The 17,796-nt window shown below is 56.7% G+C and carries 19 protein-coding genes and 1 tRNA gene; 4 read left to right on the top strand and 16 right to left on the bottom strand.

Going from position 1 to position 17,796, the window contains the following annotated elements; translation table 11 throughout:
- Position 1: 1 nt before the first annotated feature.
- From uvrC to GIV26_RS06955, 4 genes are all read left to right on the top strand, one after another.
- Positions 2–1,825, top strand: coding sequence for an excinuclease ABC subunit UvrC (gene uvrC, locus GIV26_RS06970; protein WP_034127084.1), 1,824 nt, complete (start codon positions 2–4; stop codon positions 1,823–1,825).
- A 32-nt stretch (positions 1,826–1,857) separates the two neighbouring features.
- Positions 1,858–2,418, top strand: a complete 561-nt coding sequence (gene pgsA / locus GIV26_RS06965) for a CDP-diacylglycerol--glycerol-3-phosphate 3-phosphatidyltransferase (protein ID WP_003190391.1) — start codon at positions 1,858–1,860, stop codon at positions 2,416–2,418.
- Positions 2,419–2,478: 60 nt separating this feature from the next.
- Positions 2,479–2,554 (top strand) — tRNA-Gly (locus GIV26_RS06960).
- Positions 2,555–3,052: 498 nt separating this feature from the next.
- Positions 3,053–3,340, top strand: a complete 288-nt coding sequence (locus tag GIV26_RS06955; RefSeq protein ID WP_236279835.1) for a hypothetical protein — start codon at positions 3,053–3,055, stop codon at positions 3,338–3,340.
- Positions 3,341–3,411: 71 nt separating this feature from the next.
- On the opposite strand, the gene GIV26_RS06950 is transcribed toward GIV26_RS06955, so the two are convergent.
- The 16 genes from GIV26_RS06950 to GIV26_RS06870 form a co-directional block, all read right to left on the bottom strand.
- The gene (locus GIV26_RS06950) at positions 3,412–3,762 is read right to left on the bottom strand and encodes a DUF3085 domain-containing protein (protein WP_198715208.1); all 351 of its coding nucleotides are present in this window, start codon (positions 3,760–3,762) and stop codon (positions 3,412–3,414) included.
- A 237-nt stretch (positions 3,763–3,999) separates the two neighbouring features.
- Positions 4,000–4,293, bottom strand: a complete 294-nt coding sequence (locus tag GIV26_RS06945) for a hypothetical protein (protein ID WP_105226423.1) — start codon at positions 4,291–4,293, stop codon at positions 4,000–4,002.
- A 214-nt stretch (positions 4,294–4,507) separates the two neighbouring features.
- Positions 4,508–4,705, bottom strand: coding sequence for a hypothetical protein (locus GIV26_RS06940; protein WP_105226424.1), 198 nt, complete (start codon positions 4,703–4,705; stop codon positions 4,508–4,510).
- Between the two features lie 514 nt (positions 4,706–5,219).
- Positions 5,220–6,413, bottom strand: a complete 1,194-nt coding sequence (locus GIV26_RS06935) for a HEAT repeat domain-containing protein (protein WP_236279833.1) — start codon at positions 6,411–6,413, stop codon at positions 5,220–5,222.
- A gap of 136 nt (positions 6,414–6,549) precedes the next feature.
- The gene (locus tag GIV26_RS06930) at positions 6,550–7,065 is read right to left on the bottom strand and encodes a hypothetical protein (RefSeq protein WP_236279831.1); all 516 of its coding nucleotides are present in this window, start codon (positions 7,063–7,065) and stop codon (positions 6,550–6,552) included.
- Positions 7,066–7,117: 52 nt separating this feature from the next.
- A complete protein-coding gene (locus tag GIV26_RS06925) occupies positions 7,118–8,167 on the bottom strand; it encodes a hypothetical protein (RefSeq protein ID WP_236279829.1) in 1,050 nt (349 codons plus the stop codon).
- Between the two features lie 10 nt (positions 8,168–8,177).
- Entirely contained in the window at positions 8,178–9,317 is a 1,140-nt protein-coding gene (locus tag GIV26_RS06920) for an HNH/endonuclease VII fold toxin-2 domain-containing protein (protein WP_236279826.1), read from the bottom strand.
- Positions 9,214–9,729, bottom strand: coding sequence for a DUF4150 domain-containing protein (locus GIV26_RS06915; protein WP_268942117.1), 516 nt, complete (start codon positions 9,727–9,729; stop codon positions 9,214–9,216). The genes GIV26_RS06920 and GIV26_RS06915 overlap by 104 nt, the downstream gene beginning before the upstream one ends.
- A 67-nt stretch (positions 9,730–9,796) precedes the next feature.
- The gene (locus tag GIV26_RS06910; protein WP_236279824.1) at positions 9,797–10,870 is read right to left on the bottom strand and encodes a hypothetical protein; all 1,074 of its coding nucleotides are present in this window, start codon (positions 10,868–10,870) and stop codon (positions 9,797–9,799) included.
- On the bottom strand, positions 10,867–12,048 hold the full coding sequence (gene vgrG, locus GIV26_RS27340; protein WP_442962900.1) for a type VI secretion system tip protein VgrG: 1,182 nt from the start codon (positions 12,046–12,048) through the stop codon (positions 10,867–10,869). Before vgrG ends, GIV26_RS06910 begins: the two co-directional genes overlap by 4 nt.
- Positions 12,049–12,085: 37 nt before the next feature.
- Positions 12,086–12,520: a tetratricopeptide repeat protein gene (locus tag GIV26_RS06895; protein ID WP_236265986.1), complete on the bottom strand. Its 435-nt coding sequence runs from the start codon at positions 12,518–12,520 to the stop codon at positions 12,086–12,088.
- A gap of 1 nt (position 12,521) precedes the next feature.
- Positions 12,522–12,956, bottom strand: a complete 435-nt coding sequence (locus tag GIV26_RS06890; RefSeq protein ID WP_236279822.1) for a hypothetical protein — start codon at positions 12,954–12,956, stop codon at positions 12,522–12,524.
- 7 nt (positions 12,957–12,963) lie between these two features.
- The gene (locus GIV26_RS06885) at positions 12,964–14,046 is read right to left on the bottom strand and encodes a GH-E family nuclease (protein WP_236279820.1); all 1,083 of its coding nucleotides are present in this window, start codon (positions 14,044–14,046) and stop codon (positions 12,964–12,966) included.
- Between the two features lie 3 nt (positions 14,047–14,049).
- Positions 14,050–14,406, bottom strand: coding sequence for a DUF4150 domain-containing protein (locus GIV26_RS06880; RefSeq protein WP_236279818.1), 357 nt, complete (start codon positions 14,404–14,406; stop codon positions 14,050–14,052).
- Position 14,407: 1 nt separating this feature from the next.
- Positions 14,408–15,757: a DUF2169 family type VI secretion system accessory protein gene (locus tag GIV26_RS06875; protein WP_236279816.1), complete on the bottom strand. Its 1,350-nt coding sequence runs from the start codon at positions 15,755–15,757 to the stop codon at positions 14,408–14,410.
- Between the two features lie 9 nt (positions 15,758–15,766).
- Positions 15,767–17,779, bottom strand: a complete 2,013-nt coding sequence (locus GIV26_RS06870) for a type VI secretion system Vgr family protein (protein WP_236279815.1) — start codon at positions 17,777–17,779, stop codon at positions 15,767–15,769.
- Positions 17,780–17,796: the final 17 nt, after the last annotated feature.

Here is a 17,796-nt window from a genome sequence, read left to right as displayed (position 1 = left end):
CATGACCACACCGTTTGATCCGAGTGCCTTTCTCTCCACCTGCAGTGGCCGCCCCGGCGTGTACCGCATGTTCGACAGCGAGGCGCGCCTGCTTTACGTGGGCAAAGCCAAGAACCTGAAGAACCGTCTGGCGAGCTACTTTCGCAAGACCGGCCTTGCGCCGAAAACCGCCGCCCTGGTGGCGCGTATCGCCCAGGTCGAAACCACCATCACCGCCAATGAAACCGAGGCGCTGCTGCTTGAGCAGACGCTGATCAAGGAATGGCGGCCGCCTTACAACATCCTGCTGCGTGATGATAAATCCTACCCTTACGTGTTTTTATCGGATGGCAACTTTCCGCGCCTGAGCATTCACCGCGGGGCAAAAAAGCAGAAGGGCAAGTACTTCGGGCCTTACCCCAGCGCCGGGGCGATTCGTGAAAGCCTGAGCCTGCTGCAAAAAACCTTTTTTGTGCGACAGTGCGAAGACAGCTTCTACAAGAACCGCACCCGGCCGTGCCTGCAATACCAGATCAAGCGCTGCAAGGCGCCCTGCGTGGGCCTGGTGGAACCTTCGGAGTACGCCGAGGATGTGCGCCATTCGGTGATGTTCCTCGAAGGGCGCAGCAACGCCCTCACCGACGAGCTGTCCGGGGCCATGGAGCAGGCCGCCAGCACCCTCGATTTCGAAAAGGCTGCCGAACTGCGCGACCAGATCTCCCTGCTGCGCCGTGTCCAGGACCAGCAAAGCATGGAAGGCGGCACCGGTGACGTCGACGTGATCGCCGCGTTCGTCAACCCGGGCGGCGCCTGTGTGCACCTGATCAGCGTGCGTGGCGGGCGGGTGCTGGGCAGCAAGAACTTTTTCCCGCAGACCGGTATCGACGAAGACGTGGCAGAGGTCATGGCCGCGTTCCTTGGCCAGTACTACGTCAGCAGCCCTGAGCGCGACCTGCCGTCTGAACTGATCGTCAACGTGGTGCACGAAGACTTCCCCACCTTGATCGAGGCCATCCACGAGCTGCGCGGCCGCGAGCTGGCCATCAGCCACCGCGTACGCGGCACCCGTGCCCGCTGGCAGCAACTGGCCGTCACCAACGCCGAACAGGCCCTGGGTGCACGCCTGGCCAATCGACAGCACGTCGCTGCACGCTTCGACGCCCTGGCCGAGGTCCTAAACCTGGACGAGCCGCCCCAGCGCCTGGAGTGCTACGACATCAGCCACTCCAGCGGTGAGGCCACGGTGGCCTCTTGCGTGGTATTCGGGCCGGAAGGGCCGATCAAGGCCGACTATCGGCGCTACAACATCGAAGGCGTTACCGCAGGCGATGACTACGCCGCCATGCACCAGGCGCTCACGCGGCGATTCAGCAAGTTGAAGGACGGGGAGGGCAAGTTGCCCGATATCCTGCTGGTAGACGGGGGCAAGGGCCAGTTATCCATGGCCCGTGACGTGCTCAACGAACTGGCGGTGCCCGACCTGATCCTGCTCGGTGTGGCCAAGGGCACCACGCGCAAGGCCGGTTTCGAGACGTTGTACTTGAATGATGCCGCCCATGAGTTCACGTTGAAGGGCGACTCACCCGCACTGCACCTGATTCAACAAATCCGCGACGAAGCGCACCGTTTCGCCATTACCGGCCACCGCGCCCGCCGTGGCAAAACCCGGCGAACCTCAACCCTGGAAGGGGTTGCGGGGGTTGGCCCGACGCGGCGTCGCGACTTGCTTAAACATTTTGGTGGCTTGCAGGAGCTGTCCCGTGCCAGCATTGACGAGATAGCCAAAGCACCCGGTATCAGTAAAAAGCTCGCTGAATTGATTTATGCAAACCTGCACAGCGAATAGAATGCCTTCTCACCTCGTAGCCAGTTGTGCCGATGAATATCCCTAATCTGATCACCGTATTACGCGTCCTGCTTATCCCGATTTTCATATTGTTGTTCTATTTGCCGTATGAATGGAGCTACGTCGCCTCCAGTTCGGTATTCGCCTTCGCAGCCGCCACCGACTGGCTCGACGGCTACTTGGCGCGTCGCCTGGAACAGAGCACGCCCTTCGGCGCGTTCCTCGACCCCGTGGCCGACAAACTCATGGTCGCCGTCGCCCTGGTCCTGCTGGTGCAGGAACACGGCAACCTGTGGCTGACCCTGCCGGCCGCCGTCATCATCGGCCGCGAGATCGTCGTCTCGGCCCTGCGCGAATGGATGGCCGAAATCGGCGCCCGCGCCCACGTCGCCGTCTCCAACATGGGCAAATGGAAAACCGCTGCGCAGATGCTCGCGCTGGTCATCCTGCTGGCCAACCCGTCGGACTTCTCGTTCTGGGTCCTCACGGGCTACGCCTTGCTGCTGGTCGCCGCAGGCCTGACCCTGTGGTCCATGCTGCAATACCTGCGCGCCGCCTGGCCTCATCTGCGAACCACCGTTGAAAAGAAATAAAACTTTTTTGAATCAAGGGGTTGACGGGGGCTGAGGATTCTATAGAATGCGCATCACCAAGCGGGAATAGCTCAGTTGGTAGAGCACGACCTTGCCAAGGTCGGGGTCGCGAGTTCGAGTCTCGTTTCCCGCTCCAAGCATTAATGAAAAAGCCACTCTAACGAGTGGCTTTTTTTTGCCTGTGATTTACGGAATAGACGCTTCGGCGTCTTTTTTTGTGTGCAAAACCGTGGGTGCTCAGGGTGATCCGGTAAGACTCAAATTCGTATTGCTACTGGATTCGCTCAGTTCACCTGTCACCAAGCCTGCTACTGTTTATTCATCTTCCCGGCGCGCATCGACCTTTGGTCACGCGTTACTTCTGGTACCGATAATCCTGAGTCACGGTGGTTTCCAGGCGGTGGACTTGCCCCATCATGCGACAGCAGCAGCTCGCCTTCATCAGCTCAACCCCGACAACCTTCCTATCCTGGCAACTGCTTGAAAAGGCCTCGCTGCGTGATGCGCTTCCCAATGCTCACCCGAAGAAGCTATGAGACATGAGAATTGGACCCCATGAACGCGGTGTTTATACTCAGTGAACCCCCAGTGTGAAAGGGGCAAAAAACACATGGAGCTACACAAGGAGCAAGGAATGGTCTACGGCCAACGGAAAGAAACGCACACGGGGCGACGATCAACGACTCTTCGCGCTGCCAGCGCGGAATGGTCCGGCGTGCGTCTGCGGGTAGTGCTGACGGAGTGCAAGATCGCGCCAATGGATTTCGCGCTATTTCTGAAGATCAGCCCCCAGCGGCTGACCAATTGGTTTTCTCGTGGTATCCCACACTCGCAGCTCGATAAGGTAGCCAGGCTGCTGAGCGTTAATGCACAGTGGCTGGAAACAGGGGATGGCGAGAAATTCCCGGCGAAAAGCGAGTAGCGAAGCCCTGCGCGAGCACATAGCAGAGAGCCCCCGGCAGGCGGGGGCTCAAGGTCTGATGGTTGATTGGGTTACGGCGTGACGGTCCGCAACATCAGATAGGTCGCCGTGGCGGCCAGTTCCAGATCCTCCTCACCGTTGAGGATGGGCGTGAACGCCTCCGAATGCGGGTCGAAATGTTCCGCGAAATCATCGCCGCCCAGCTCCTTGCGGGCCAACGCCCACCAGTCGTCGAATACGTCGACATCGGGGTTACAGCCCACCGCATAGGCAAGCAACCTCTGGCGGCCATTGGCTTGGCGTTCACCGCGCTCGGCGAGCCAGTAGACGCCCTGGTCCTTGACCAGAATGATGGAACATTGATTGGCGATAGCCTCTGCCAGCACCGGCTTCAGATCGCTGCCTTTGAAGAGCAATGACATGGTGGCCTCCTTGCTACCGCGGGACTCCCCAACCGCAAGCGTGGGCGTCCCTTGGGATGACGGAAGTGATGAAGGGATAACGCGGCCAATGTGCCATTGACGCACCGCGGTCTTGAAGGCGTTGACCGCCTGGGACGTTGCCGGCGACGCCAGCGAACATGGGGGCAGTGTGATCGAATGCTTGGCGGCGGGTGTCTGTCAAACCGAATCAGGCACATGCCGGTTTATGGCCGGTGGTCAGTACTCATCCAGCAGGAACACTACCGTAAGGTTCCGGTCAGCTTCGGTGAAGATACACAGGTCCAACCCGTCACTGATGGCGTAGGACGACAGTAGGTAACCGCCGAGTTCCAGAGTCGCGTTGTTGAAGCGCCGATGCTCTGCGCGCACATCGCCCCAATCGCCGCAGATGTGCCGGCGCACATAGGGCAGCGGGTCGAGTAGATCCTGTCGGATCAGGGCGTCCACACAGCGGGAGATGGTCAGGCCACCGAAGGGGAATTGAGGCTGGAGGGTGACGAGGGCGGGCATGGGGAGATGCAGATCCTCCACGGCGATGGGGCTTCGTACTCTAGCAAGGTAGAACGTTTCGGCGGCGAGGTCGCGGTCACAAACACGTGCGTAATGGCATGGCTTGTGGGGTCGGCAGGTATGCTTCGGCTGGGTAGGAAAATTCCATGAGGCAGGCTCTTGGCAACGTGTCCAACCCCGCAGGTACTTCATCGTTCGCTGACCCATGACGGTGTCACTTTTTATGGGTGAAGGTGTTCGCCTCGCTGGTTTCCTTGACCGCAAACATCAGGCAGCGCACCGCTTCACGATCCTGTTCCGACAAGCAACGGTAGTAGTGGACCAGGCGCTCTTCTTCTCGATTGAGCTGTCGGGGCCGCAGGGCTGTACCGATGGCGGTACGTAATGAGGGAAAAAATGAGGTATTTAGCATGATACTATTTCTTTATGAGATGAACGGGCGCGTGGGCTTCTTGCCCTAAACAACTGAATAAATAACGTTTATTTTAGAAAATGGCTCGTCATTTTTCGTGACTGTTGGGTATTTCAGATGGGGCCGTCGGAAGTGTTTGGCGAAGGTGTAGGAGCGATCTTTCGAGGCTGACTGGATTGAGGTGCGATTGAGCGGTGAGAAGGTGCAGGATGTCAAAAATGTGACCTCTTTGAAGGCACTGGTCAAATAGCGCATGGCTACGCGGTCGGCTTCTGTCTGGCGTGCGGAAGTGTTCAATCAAACGTGCTTCTCCAGCCGTGAGGGCGCGCAGTCGGCGCTTTGGTCAGAGCCCAGCATCAGCGGCACCCTCCGCAGTACGATTTGGCTCATCTCATCAATGAAGACCCCGCGACATGTACGCTGTCAGGATGGTCATGTTGTTCAGGCCAACCCGAGAAGAAGTGTCAGCCGGCCGCTCAGGTCCAATCTGCCCGCATCAACCAGCGATGTTCCCTCAAAGACGCGGGGATGACATTTTCAGCAGTGATTGAGCATGATGCTGGTGCAGGTCGATGATGAATGCCGCCTGCCAGCGTTGTGGCTGCCAACCAGTTTGCAGTACGGTCTTCGCATTCTCCAGAGTCATTGCTTTACCTGCTAACCAACAAGTGCTTTTGGGGATGGTCGTCTGTATGCGTTTGACCCATGCTGCCAATAGTTTTGGGTCTGGAATCAGCAAGCCGTCGTCTTCGCTGAAGTATGACGCTTCAGGATCGTTCTGCGCGTCAGGGTGCCAAAGCCCTTGTTCGTCGAGATCCAGTCCGGTGATATGGCAGATCGCATAGGCCGCCAGTCGCGAATAGGCCGGAATTTGAATGAGCTTGAGCAATCTATCCAATGCATAGTTGTCGCCTCGAAATGCCAAGGCCCAGATCATGTCTCGCTGCGAGTCTGGCTGGTTTTCTATGCTATGGAGCCATTGATTAAAATCATTCGTTGTAGCTGTAAGTGCGAGCACTAGCAGGCCTCGCCGTTTTTTGGTTCCTGTCATCAGGGGCAAGGTTTCAAGCAGAGTCGAGCCGCCTTGTTCCATTCGTAGCCAAGTCATGGCGTACGCGGACTCAAAACGGCATAGCGGATCGTTGTCAGTGGCTGCTGTATGCAGATATCTGGCTAGGCTGGATAAGTTCCATTCACCAATGCAGCGCAGTGCTCGGGCACGTGCGGCGTTGGAAGGATCTTCAAGCCGCTCAAGTACCCAGGCGGTACGCGATTCCAAGCTGCCGTTTGCATGGCGTATGGCAATTGCGGATGTTGCAGCCGCACGCAAAGAAGGTTCCGTGGAGTTGGTCCAACGTTTTAAGCAAGCATATGTTGATTCTGTCGTGTTCCATAGCAATGCAGCAGTAGCTCCATTGCTTGAGGATGGGCATTCCTTCAGGATGGTTTCCAAGGGCTCCCAGTCCACCTCTCCGTCTTGCTGCAGCATGATATAAGTGCTAGTGAACATCTCATCGGCCGTTTCCCATCGTTTTAAGTTGTTCAGAGCAATAGGGAGTGATGCTGAACTAGCAATACGTAGCCCTTCCAAGTGTGCGTCAAGCAATTGATCCAGGCGTTGTTGGTGGGGGCTACGGTAGCTGGGACGCCACAGGGCCTCTTGGCGACGAAGCCAGCAGAAGGAGGTATCTTCTACGTGTTGGTTCAAGATACTGCGATTGACTGGGCGCTTTAAGGGCGCAGAGGCTAGCGTAGGCATGATTCAATGCACCGGAAAGAGTTGCAGGCAAGTTGTGAGACCATTGTTTTCCTGGCATTCATGGTCAATGGAGTCTGAGTTCGACTTACTCATTTTCATCCTCATCTTCAGGTAGAGGATAAGGGGTCGAAAATGCCTTGGTGTGCACCAACTGCAACTCTTCCAGTTCTTTATCGCGCTCTTGGCGATAGGCCATGGTGATACCTGTAGCCAGGACGCGCCGCAACTCGCTTTCTACCTGCTCGGTTCTTTGCTGTAGCAGCAGGTATTTACCCAGCACAATGGTGGCAGATATGAGGCTGTCTTGAATGATACGGTGGTGGGCTTCGCTGAAGTCCTGTGGTTCTGGGTTGATCTGCTCCAGCATTTGTCGGGCAGTTTTTGCAGTACCAATGTTGTCGCCCTGTGATGCCATGACCTCCATCTTGAGGTCGTACCAGCCCGACCAGTCATAGTCGTCCTGGATGTCCAGTGATATGAGCTGGGTGCGTGCCGTTTCGAGGTGCTCCAGCGCACGCGCATGTTGACTGCCTTGCCAGGCTTCGGCAGCCTGGCCGATGAGGATGTCGAACTCGTGTTGCTGTGATGCATTAAACTTCATGATCGCTCGCTATTTAAAAGGCGCTTGTGTGTGAGTGTCGAAGGTCCTGGTGTTAGTCCTTGAACTCGTGCCAGCGGGCTTGCAGCACTCCGTCGTACAAGCCTTCTGCCTTGCAGCGGTCGACCATCTCGTTGTAACTGAAAATCTGGTGCCATTGGCCTTTTTCAAGGAAAGCTGAGCCATAGAAGCCAGCTAGCAACAGTACGCCATCACGGGCGGAGAGATGGCCTGCGCTGATCTGAGCAAAGGCAGGGATGGTGGCTTTCACCAATTGGTCGTCGACAATCCACCAAACGCCGTAGTCGTTAGAGCACCAGACACGGTCCTCGTACCAAGCCATGTCCTTAAACGAGAGACTGATAGGATCCTCAGTCTTGACCTTTTTCCATGTATCACCTCGACCCACAAAGGTATGCCCTTCGCAGCCGCTGATATAGACGCGACCGTCGCCGCCACAGCAGATGGTCTCAATCCGAAGATTGCTCGGAAAGTCAATGTGACGCCACTGCTTTCCATTGAAATGCCAAACATCACCCTTGCCGCCAGCTGCATAGATATCAGACTGTGAGAAGCCATCCAGTGACGCGAAACCCGCTGTGAACACGTCCTCCTTTTCATCATATGGCAGATCCTGGCTGATCCATTGCCATAGATTTTTACCCTTTCGTATGCCAACAGTACGCCCGCTTCCAGCAATGTAAAGTTTACCCTCAATTGTCGAGAAGCTATCCAATGTACCTCTGAGATAAGATTCAATTTCATCTTCCGCACCTATGTCTCCACTGCCTGCGACATAGATCTGACCGGTTAGTGATCCGACTATGAGTTGCTCTTTTGGAACCTGCGATATGCCTGCTGTAAGCCTAGAATATCCATGCAGCGTTGCATTCCCCCATTTTTGGGGTTGTCCGCGAGACATCTGTAATGAGATAACTCTCTTATAGAGAGCGCTTTCTTCAGGGTAACCGCCATCCTCTTCCCAGTCCGTCCATTGCGTACAGTCTTCACTTGCAATAAAGAAAATGGTTTCCTTGTTTCGTACAATGCAGTCCGTGAGTCTGTAGCCTACAATTCTCTTCGAGAAGTCAGTAGTTGAAATCATAATAAATTCCCTATATTCCGCCAAAATCACCATTGTCACTGCTGCTGCCGTTAGGTGATTTGCTTGGCAATCCAGAGTGTGCTTTTAGATTTTTTTCTTGGCCTTGGTTGCACTTTTTGTAGTAGTCGTCCAGTTGGGCTTGTAGGCATTTTTTATCGCAACTGTTTGCGCCTGCTCCTTGAATGGCTTCAATTGCGGAGTCTCGGAGGTCGGGGTATGAGACGGGAACTCCATTGCGAAATTTTCTTCTGGTTAATAGCATTTCAAGATTGGCGTGCGCTTTCCCGTGACTGCCATGGTGTTGATTGGTCCCCTCCAAGCATATAGTTGGTGCTTTGCCCTCTCCTGAGTAGCAAGAGTTCCCCTTCATTGCCGCGTGAGGTATCACGTGATGTCCTGTTTGTCCGGGGCAACATCCCTCGCCCTTAATTACCTGGGGTTTCTTGGAGTTGTTATACGGAACCAACATGCACTTACGTGCGTGGATGCAGGGGCTACGCCTAGCCTGGAGTTCCATGAGTTCTGCAAGAAACTTGTCCGGCTCCTTCTTGTAAGCTGCCACCTTGGCTTCGATATTTTTCTTAAATTTGTCCAGATCCATCAGGTCAGCCAGGAGCTCCTGGCCTTCCGGTCCGACCATTTCGGCGATTTCTGTAGCTGTGCTGATAGCATCGGTCACGCTCCAGGCGCCCATTCCGGCAGTGACTACCACTCCGACGCCGGTTGTTCCGGCAGCACCACCTATAATGTTCTTGATCGTGGAGCGGATGCCTAGACCGCCAAGCTTCTTGACGAGATACCAGGCTCCCATTTTTTCGTAGGCTAGATCGATCAATTCGCCGAATACCATCTTCCCCAGAGACGTTGTGTCAGTCGGCAGGTTGTCTAGAAAATCGTTGAATTGCTTCTCTGCTTCTTTGAAGTCGTCGAGTCCCTTCATAGGTTTTACCCAAAGACCATCGCAGTGTTCGTCTATCCAGGCGTTGTCCTTGGTGCGCCGATATCCAGATACTTTTCTGCCTACTTCATCTGGCAGTGATACTAGGTTATCCAGGCGTTGTTTCAGGCTGCGTTTTTTGCTTGTGGTCTGGTGTGCGCTTCTTTGCTTCTTCCTCGGTTGCTGTTTTGCAGCTTTTTTGGATACGCTCAATGTCCTTCTTGCAGTCATTACTTTTCATTCCTGCACTTATGTACTGCTGCTGGAGCGCGTTGGGTGGATTGCTGTGATTGTGTGTAACCCAGTCTAGGTGACGGGTCACGCACAGCCCTTCGACCTTGACATTGGGTGACCAACTGACGAAGTAACACTTGCCTTTGATCTTTCCCGAATTGATGCCTTTCTTGAGCCCAGGCGTGGCCGGTTCGTTACCGGTGCTGGTGCGGAAGTAGGATTTGTGCTGTAGGGCGATTTCCATACCGGCAATGAACACGGTGCGGCTGCCGTTGCTGATGTCCTGGGCAAAGCAGGTGTTCGGGTACGGAATGGGTAAACCGGTCGCCGGCGGCGTGGGGGGGGGAGAAGCAGGTGTCGGGGAAGGCCGCGCTGGATTGGCCGCGCGCAGATTTCGAGGCTATCTCGTTGTCGTTGGCATAAACGTGGTGGGCCATTGGACGCTCCGTGCTGTCGGCTCAGACCACACGCACAACTAGCGCGGCGCGCGCTTGCTGTGGGGTGGACAGTTGGATGAGGGTGTTGGCACCGGGAGCGCGGCCGATGCGCGACAGGTGCCAGGCATAGGCGAGCATAAGGGGGCCGAAGGCGGCACCGATGTTACCCAGGGAGTTGGCCGGCTGTATGAATTGATGGTTCGCCGGTAGGTCGGCGCGCAGCAACCTGCTCCATGCGTAGGATGACTCTTCGAAAAAGAACTCCTCTCCAGCCAGGTCGGCCAAGCGCAGGTCCACCTCGTGCGCCTGGATACCGGCCTGTGCCAAGGCAGCCTTGATGGCAGTGGCCAGACCTTTGCCATAGCAGGGCGCTTGCGATAGCAAGGTTGCGGGCTCCTGGGCTTGAGCACTGCCTACGATCTGTAGTCCGGAAGGTTGGTTATCGGGCGTCGCTGTGGATGGCCCCAGTAGTAGTGCCACGGCGGCTTCACCGGGTATGAAGCCGGAGGGCTGGTCTTCGGTGAGGAGCCGGTCTTCACGCAATGCTTGGGCGATGTCGGGCGTGTTCAGCCAGGAATCCACGCTGAGCAGCAGAACGTGGCTGGAGTGCTGCGTGTGGATGACTTGGGCGGCCAGCGACAAGGCGGTAGCACAGTCGGTGGCCTCCCCACCAATGTGGCCGTAGTAGGGTTTTGCGCTCGGGTGGTAATGGGCAAGGCTGCGCTGCAAGCAGGTGGCAGCCAGCCCACTGTAGTAGCTGCTGCGCTGTTCAGGACACAGGAGGATGCAGGTGGCGCGATCTGGCAGTTGGTTGTGTAAGCCAGCCACGTGCAGGCATTCTTCGATGGCCATATCTAACAAGCCTGCCAGGCGTTCATGGCCACCAGCCAGGGTATCGTCATCCTGGGCCGGATGTGGGATACGGGCGCCTCGCAAGCTATTGCCCTGGGCATCGAAGAAGTGGGTGTCCTGGAAGTTGTCCAACGACGCGCGGATAGCGGCGGCGGACGTCGACAGGCTCATGCCTACGCTGGTGACTGCTCCGGCTGCCAGCAACTGAAGCGGGATGGGCAGGTCTTTGCATTCGGCAGTCACAGGTCCAGGTCCTCAAGAATGGGTTTGCGGCTGGCCTCGTCTGTAGCGAAACCCGAGCAGGTGAAGCAGCCACCCTGGCCCATGATGTGGGCTTGCGCGCGCTGCTGACTGGCGTGGCCGATGCTGAGCAATTCTATTTCGCTGAGGCTGCGCTTGATGGAGTGGCGTGCACGCCAGACCACACTGAAGACGCCGGCATCGGCGTCTATCGCCACGCAGTCCACGACCGGCTGCAGCACGTGAACCTGACCGTTGCGCATGGCCAGGCTCATGCCCAGCGCCAGGCGAGGTATTTTGAAGCGGATGTCGGGGTGCTCGGGGTGCAGGTTGATGAGGCGCACTGGCTCACCGCCTTGGGGATAGGGCACTTGCTGGTCTTCGGGCGCGCACTGGCAAAAGCGCGGGTCGAAGTCGGCGGGCGGCAAGGGGAAAGTAGTGGCGTGCCAGTTATCATCGTAGGTACCCGCGTAGCCCTGTCGGGGTGTCCAACTGCGTCCCACCGGTCCGAAGGACCATGGACGATGTTGCTTGAAGTGATGCAGGACCGGATGGCCCGGCTGCTCCAGATTAGGAACGGGTATGTGATGGTCAATCAAGGCGTGTACGCCAGTGGCGGTGTGCTGCTGGTTGTAGCGCGGGTGGGTGAAGGTGTAGTCGCGCTGCACCTGGCGCGCAGTGCGCACTTGTTCGGTGTAGTGGAAGCGGGTCAGTGCCGGTTCCGTGGCGTCGCCGCCGCCCATGGCCTGGTAGATCACCGGGCAGTCGGTATGGGTGCCGATGGTGCCCAGGCCGCCGACGCGGTCGGTGAGGACGAGGGTATGGCCGTCGGCGCGGTGTTCGAAGGTGTAGAGCAGGCCTTCTTCGGCGGCGAGGCGGGCGATGAAGTCGAGGTCAGTTTCGCCCGCCTGTACGCAGTATTCGCGGGGTTGGTGTTCGAAGCAGATTTCGCTGCGGATGTCGGTCAGTTTCTGCTCGGTCAGCAGGCTGGTGATGATGTCGGGCACGGTCTGGGCCTGGAAGATGCGCCAGTTGGAGCGCAGATCGAAACGCTTCAGGGTCGGTTCGACCACGGCGGTGTAGCGGGTACGGCGAAAGCCGGTGTCGCCCTGTTGGAACAGGCTGACCAGACCGTGGACATAGAGCGCCGGGGTGCCCACTTCAAAGGGACGCCCCGCAATGCGACGCCGTCAGTTTGAAATTGGGTCGCGTCGCGAATTAGTCGTCAATCAAGTGTTGGGCCTTCAACTTTTGGAGGTAAACTTCACCACCCGGATCGGTTTTGAAAACAGCATCCCCATCTAACATGTAAGCTTTTAGCAGCGAAGTAATTGCCTCATCATCGAAGCCTAATAGCGTTTGACATTGTCCAATTCTGTAGTGAATGAATGAGTTGTCTAGCCCATCAGGGCCATTGAGTGCATCCTTCAGGTTTTCAAGGCTTTTAGGGTACTGTGCAAGCTGAAAAAAAGCGTCACCTATTGAGGCAGAAAGCCATGTGAAGGCTTCCCAGGATGCTTGCGGTGTGGGTAGTAAATTTAGTGCTTGTGACCACTTTGAAATAGCCCCTTCAAATGCCGAATCGTCATAAAGGGCATTTCCTTCCTCAGATAAGAGGGTGATGCTTTCGTAAATTCTGTCAGGTAGATTCATTTCATTTTTTTACATTTTTTTGTGTGAGGTAGAAGTTTAGATATTTTTTATCTTCGTCTGTAAAAGGTCTTTTTCCATATTTTTTATATTGCTTGTCAAAAATTTCGTATGCGGCAGAGGTTTTTCCTGCATCAAAATAGACCGTGGCCGCAATAAATTCAACGTAGTCGCTAGGCTTTGGAGTATATAAATCGTGCATCACGGCTAGCCAGCTTATAGCTTTTTCGTATTGTTTAGTTTCTTTAAAAAAAGCAACGAGACCTCTGGCGATACTTTGAGAATAGTCAAGTGTCAATGTTGGGGATTGCATAATCCCCCAAGCTCTTAAAAAACAAGATTCGGCTTCACTTAGCTGATTTTTTTTCCAGTATTCACGTCCTTCTTTTGAAAGGTTGCTAATTTTTTCAATCTGCTCTGGCGTCAGTGTGGGTTCCATCATGTACCTACTTTGTTGGAGGTTTGTAAGTTTGTCCAAGCTTTGCACCTGTCGACCTATTGATGCTGTAATGGTCTAGTTCATAATTTTTGCTATCTAGCATCCATTCTCTGACTTCTTTACTCTTCGCTCCTAGATGTCTGCCACTAGTGTTCCACCATGTGACAGCATCTGTTTTGTGGGCCATGTCGGCCTTGCTAAGATCATACCAATTTTTGTCGGAGGCCTGGAACTCTGTTTTACCTGTAATTGGGTTCTCCCGTAGTTTTCCTTCGGCCCGCATTCGGTCTTGGACCTCGCGCCCTGTTTTTGAACTCTTGCCTGGAGTTCGGCCTAAAAACATTTCCCTTGCAGACTTCTCTCTTGGGGTGGCTTTAAAACCATCATTAGAATTAGATGGAGTATCTAATTCGGGATTGGTCTTCTTAGGTAATAGTTCGGTAGCTTCTTCGGTTCTTTTCGCCGTTTTGTCAACAACCTCCTTACCCGCTTTGCCCGACGCCTCAGCCATCTTCGAACCGTATCGTGCGGCTTTACCAGCGGTGCCCAGGTAGCCAACAAACGGAATCGCCGAGAGCAGAGAGAGACCTGCGCCCACGTAGTCCCCGCGAAAAAGGCTAATGATACCGCTGGCAATATCGGCCACTTCCCCGACCACGGGGATCAGGCCAAACACATCCAAGCCCAGCTGGATGCCATCCAGGATCTGTTCGCCAGTGATGCCTTCTTCTTCCGTTTCAGCCTCAATCGGTGGATTGGCTTCGCTGGCCGACACCTGAGCCGGCACCGTCTCACCCACCACCCGCCCAATGGTATTACCACTCTTGAACGAACTGAACGGCGGCAGAGTCGCCAATTCACGGGTCATGAAATGCTTGCGCAGTTGCTCGTATTCCTGCTCGTTGAAGGTGCGAGATTCATGGTAGGGCTTGCCCTGAGGATCCGTTCCGAAGAGGTCCGCCTGTACGGTACCGTCGCTGTTGGCCTGCAACATCATTTCGTCGAGCTTGTGTAGCTGCTTCGGATCAGGGCGCATTGGTACGCTGATCGCGTGTACCCGTACCGGGGCTAGATTGATCGGTTCGGCCATGCGCTAAGCCCCATTCATCCAGAACTTGTCGTCATGGCGCACTACCAACTTGCCTTCGGCGCGTACGGTGCTGCTCTTCTCCAACGGGTAGCACTTGCCGTCCACGGTGTTGCTCTTGATGCCTTTCGCGGCGCCAGCCCCATCACCCTTGGTGGTCGGCACCAGGCTCTTGTCGAACACCACCACCGGTTTACCGTTGGCACGTACCGATTTGGCTACCCCAGTGGCGGTTTTAAGTTCGGCCGTGACGGGGTAGGGCACTGGTGGGATGGCGCTGCCCATCGGCGTCTTGCACACATCGGGGACGATGCTGACCACTTTCCATTTGCCCTGCTTACGGGCGATGACGTTATCGGCCATGTCAGAGCACCTCCTTGGCTGCGCGCTTTATCAGCGGGGCATTTGGATCCGTCTCGAAGCGCGCTTCCAGTACGCGAATGCCCAGATGATTGGGCAGGCTGATGCGATGGGTCAGCGCTAATGTCATGGCCTCGGTGTCGATACGCAGGGTGTCGGTGAGCATGGGCAGTGGCAGCATGGCGCCGCTGTGCAGGCGCATCAGCACAAAGGGGCGATGGCCGGGCAGTTCCACGCATAACGTGCCTTCGGGGGTGAGGTCGGGATTGGTCAGGTTGAACAGCTCAAGACGAAACGCAGGCGGCGGAAAATCGATCTGCTGATCCACGGGCGCGCCGTTCCAGTAGGCAAAATCGAAATCCCGTGGCAAGCTCGGCCAGCGTTCGCGCTGCCAGGTTTCGTCATAGCTCCCGGCCAATGGCAGGCGCGGTGCCCAGGCACGGCCCACCACGCCAAATCCGGCCGGTTGGTTTTTGTAGCTGGCCGCGACCTGCGCCATGCCGTTGGCGTCGAGTTCACCCTCGGGATGTTTGACCCGATCCAGGCGCCACACGGGTTTGTCGATGGGCTCGATCTGCGGTGCAGTGAGTTCGCGCAGAGGCTTGTCCAGTTGAAAACCGAGGTCTTCCTGGCGCCTTTCGATCCAGCCCCGGCCCAGCGGGTTGCTGTAACAGACTTCGTTGAGCAGATAGGGCGGAGTATTTGTATCAACCGCGTGTTCAGGATTGGGCACCACGCTGCTGCCCCCGAAGGCATATTCCCAGCGCAAAGGCACCGAGGTGGCCGGTTGCGGTTCGGTCAATTGCCAGCCACCGAACAAGCTGTGGCGGAACTGGCGAGGGCCAGTGAATTTCAGATGCTTGTCCAACAAGTAATGGCGCGTCGGCGTTTCGGCCCGACGCTTAAAAGCTTCTTGCCGGGCGGCTTGCCATGCCATTAGCTGATATTCGGTCAGCCGTTCGCCGGGACTCAACGGCGTCGGCAGCGGCACGTCGATTCTGGGCGGTGGGGCCACCGGCGCACTGATGCGCAGTCCGGCCGTCCACTGCATTGCAGGTTGACCTTGTGGCGCATAAGCATTGCCTACCACGACCACATCACAGCGCGGTTTGAACGGCGCCAGGTCGCTTTCCTCGCAGACGCTGCTGGCCCCTTCCTCGCCGTAGTAGCGATCAGCGGTGCAAAGCGCCAACGGTTCGTCGTCCAGCACTTCAGCGCGAAACTGACCCGGCTGCCCGTCAATGGGCAGCAGCCGATAGCCTACTTTCATTACCAGCACCGGGTACTCTTGATCGTCCATGCCCAGCGCGCTGAAACACAACGCATCGAAGGGCGTCAGATTGCGAAATTCCATGTCCGCCCCTCAGTTGATATCGACGTCTTTACCGTTGATCTGCACTGCGCCGCTAGCGCTGAAATCGAAGGTGCGGCCATTGATCAGGACGGTGCCGTCGGACTTCATCACCAAGGTGGATTTACCCACCGTGACCTTGAATTCGTCCCCGGCGTCGATGGTGAATTTCTTGCCCACCGCAACCGATTTGTGGACACCGACCTGCTCGCTCTGGCTCAGCCCCACGGTGGTGTTCATGGCCGCGCCAACACTGGTCTGGTACGCCGCGCCAATGGTCAGCGCCTTGGCCAAACCAATGGTTTCGGCTTTGGCCAATTTGATGGTCTCGGCCTTGTTACCACCGATGGTCACGCTGCGGTTAGCACCGATGCTGATGGTTTCGTTCTGGCCGACGTCTTCGGTGCGATGGTCGCCGATGGACACGGTTTCGTTGTGTTCGACTCGCTCCTTACGGTCGTTGCCGACGAAGATGCCGTTGTTGTTTTTGATATGAACGTTCTTGTCTTTTTCGGCATGAATGAACACTTCCTGGTGGCCCAACTCATCTTCAAAACGCAGCTCATTGAAACCAGAGCCCTTGTGGGTGCGGCTCTTGATGGTCATTCGTGTTTTGTGTTTGGGCAGCTCATACGGCGGCAGATTGGTTTGGCGGTAGGTCCGCCCCGTGGCGATCGGCTGGTCAGGATCGCCGTCCAAAAAGCTGATGATCAGCTCCTGATTTATCCGAGGCACGGCCATGGCGCCCCAGGTCGCCCCGGCCCAGCCTTGAGCCACGCGAATCCAGCACGAACTCTGATCATTGTTTTTGTCCGAGCGGTCCCACGGGAATTGCACTTTCACCCGGCCCCATTCATCGCAATAAATCTCTTCTCCTGGCGGGCCGACGACGGTGGCTATCTGCGGGCCATCAATGCAGGGTTTGGCGCGTAGCGGCGCCTTCCAATCCGAGGTCCAGCGGATGGCGCTAGCCTTCAACGTGTAGGAGGTGCCGAGGCCGCTACCAAACGATTCTTCCTGCAAGCTGGTGTGCTGCTTGCCTTCGTGCTTGATGGCGATGGTGCGCCAGCGATCATTGAAGTCTTCGCGCGGGTGGTCGTTGAGGTCGAAGGCCAATCCCGGTTGCAGGCGTTCGTCGTCGCCTTCCACATGGGCCAGCTTGGCGTCGTTGCGCAGCGCCGCCAGCCGTGTCTTGGTAAAGGGCTTACCGGCGATGTCGCGCTTGTAGCGGCCAGGGTAGTCGTAGCGTTCGTAGTCCTTGTGCTGGTTGTTCAGGTCCTGGTCGCCGGTGGCGGTGTGCTGCTGGTTGTAGCGCGGGTGGGTGAAGGTGTAGTCGCGCTGTACCTGGCGGGCGGTGCGCACCTGTTCGGTGTAGTGGAAGCGGGTCAGTGCCGGTTCCGTGGCGTCGCCGCCGCCCATGGCCTGGTAGATCACCGGGCAGTCGGTATGGGTGCCGATGGTGCCCAGGCCGCCGACGCGGTCGGTGAGGACGAGGGTATGGCCGTCGGCGCGGTGTTCGAAGGTGTAGAGCAGGCCTTCTTCGGCGGCGAGGCGGGCGATGAAGTCGAGGTCAGTTTCGCCCGCCTGTACGCAGTATTCGCGGGGTTGGTGTTCGAAGCAGATTTCGCTGCGGATGTCGGTCAGTTTCTGCTCGGTCAGCAGGCTGGTGATGATGTCGGGCACGGTCTGGGCCTGGAAGATGCGCCAGTTGGAGCGCAGATCGAAACGCTTCAGGGTCGGTTCGACCACGGCGGTGTAGCGGGTACGGCGAAAGCCGGTGTCGCCCTGTTGGAACAGGCTGACCAGACCGTGCACATAGCGCACCGGAGTGTCGTCGCGCCAGATGGTGAAGACGGCGGCCAGGTCGAGCATGCGGTAGAAGTCGATGGCCGGGTGGTGACTGACCAGTTCCAGTTCCAGTTTGAACGGCTGGGACAGGCCTTCTTCGAGGGTGAACGAGACCACTTCGAAGGGATCGCCCCGCAGCGGTTGAAAGGTATAACGCAGGTCGCTTTGACGGGGCATGAAACCTCCTTGTTGCG

Origin of the sequence: Pseudomonas sp. PA-1-3F (assembly GCF_021609665.1) — a bacterium.
Classification (GTDB): domain Bacteria; phylum Pseudomonadota; class Gammaproteobacteria; order Pseudomonadales; family Pseudomonadaceae; genus Aquipseudomonas; species Aquipseudomonas paracarnis.
This window is presented reverse-complemented; position numbering and strand designations above follow the sequence as displayed.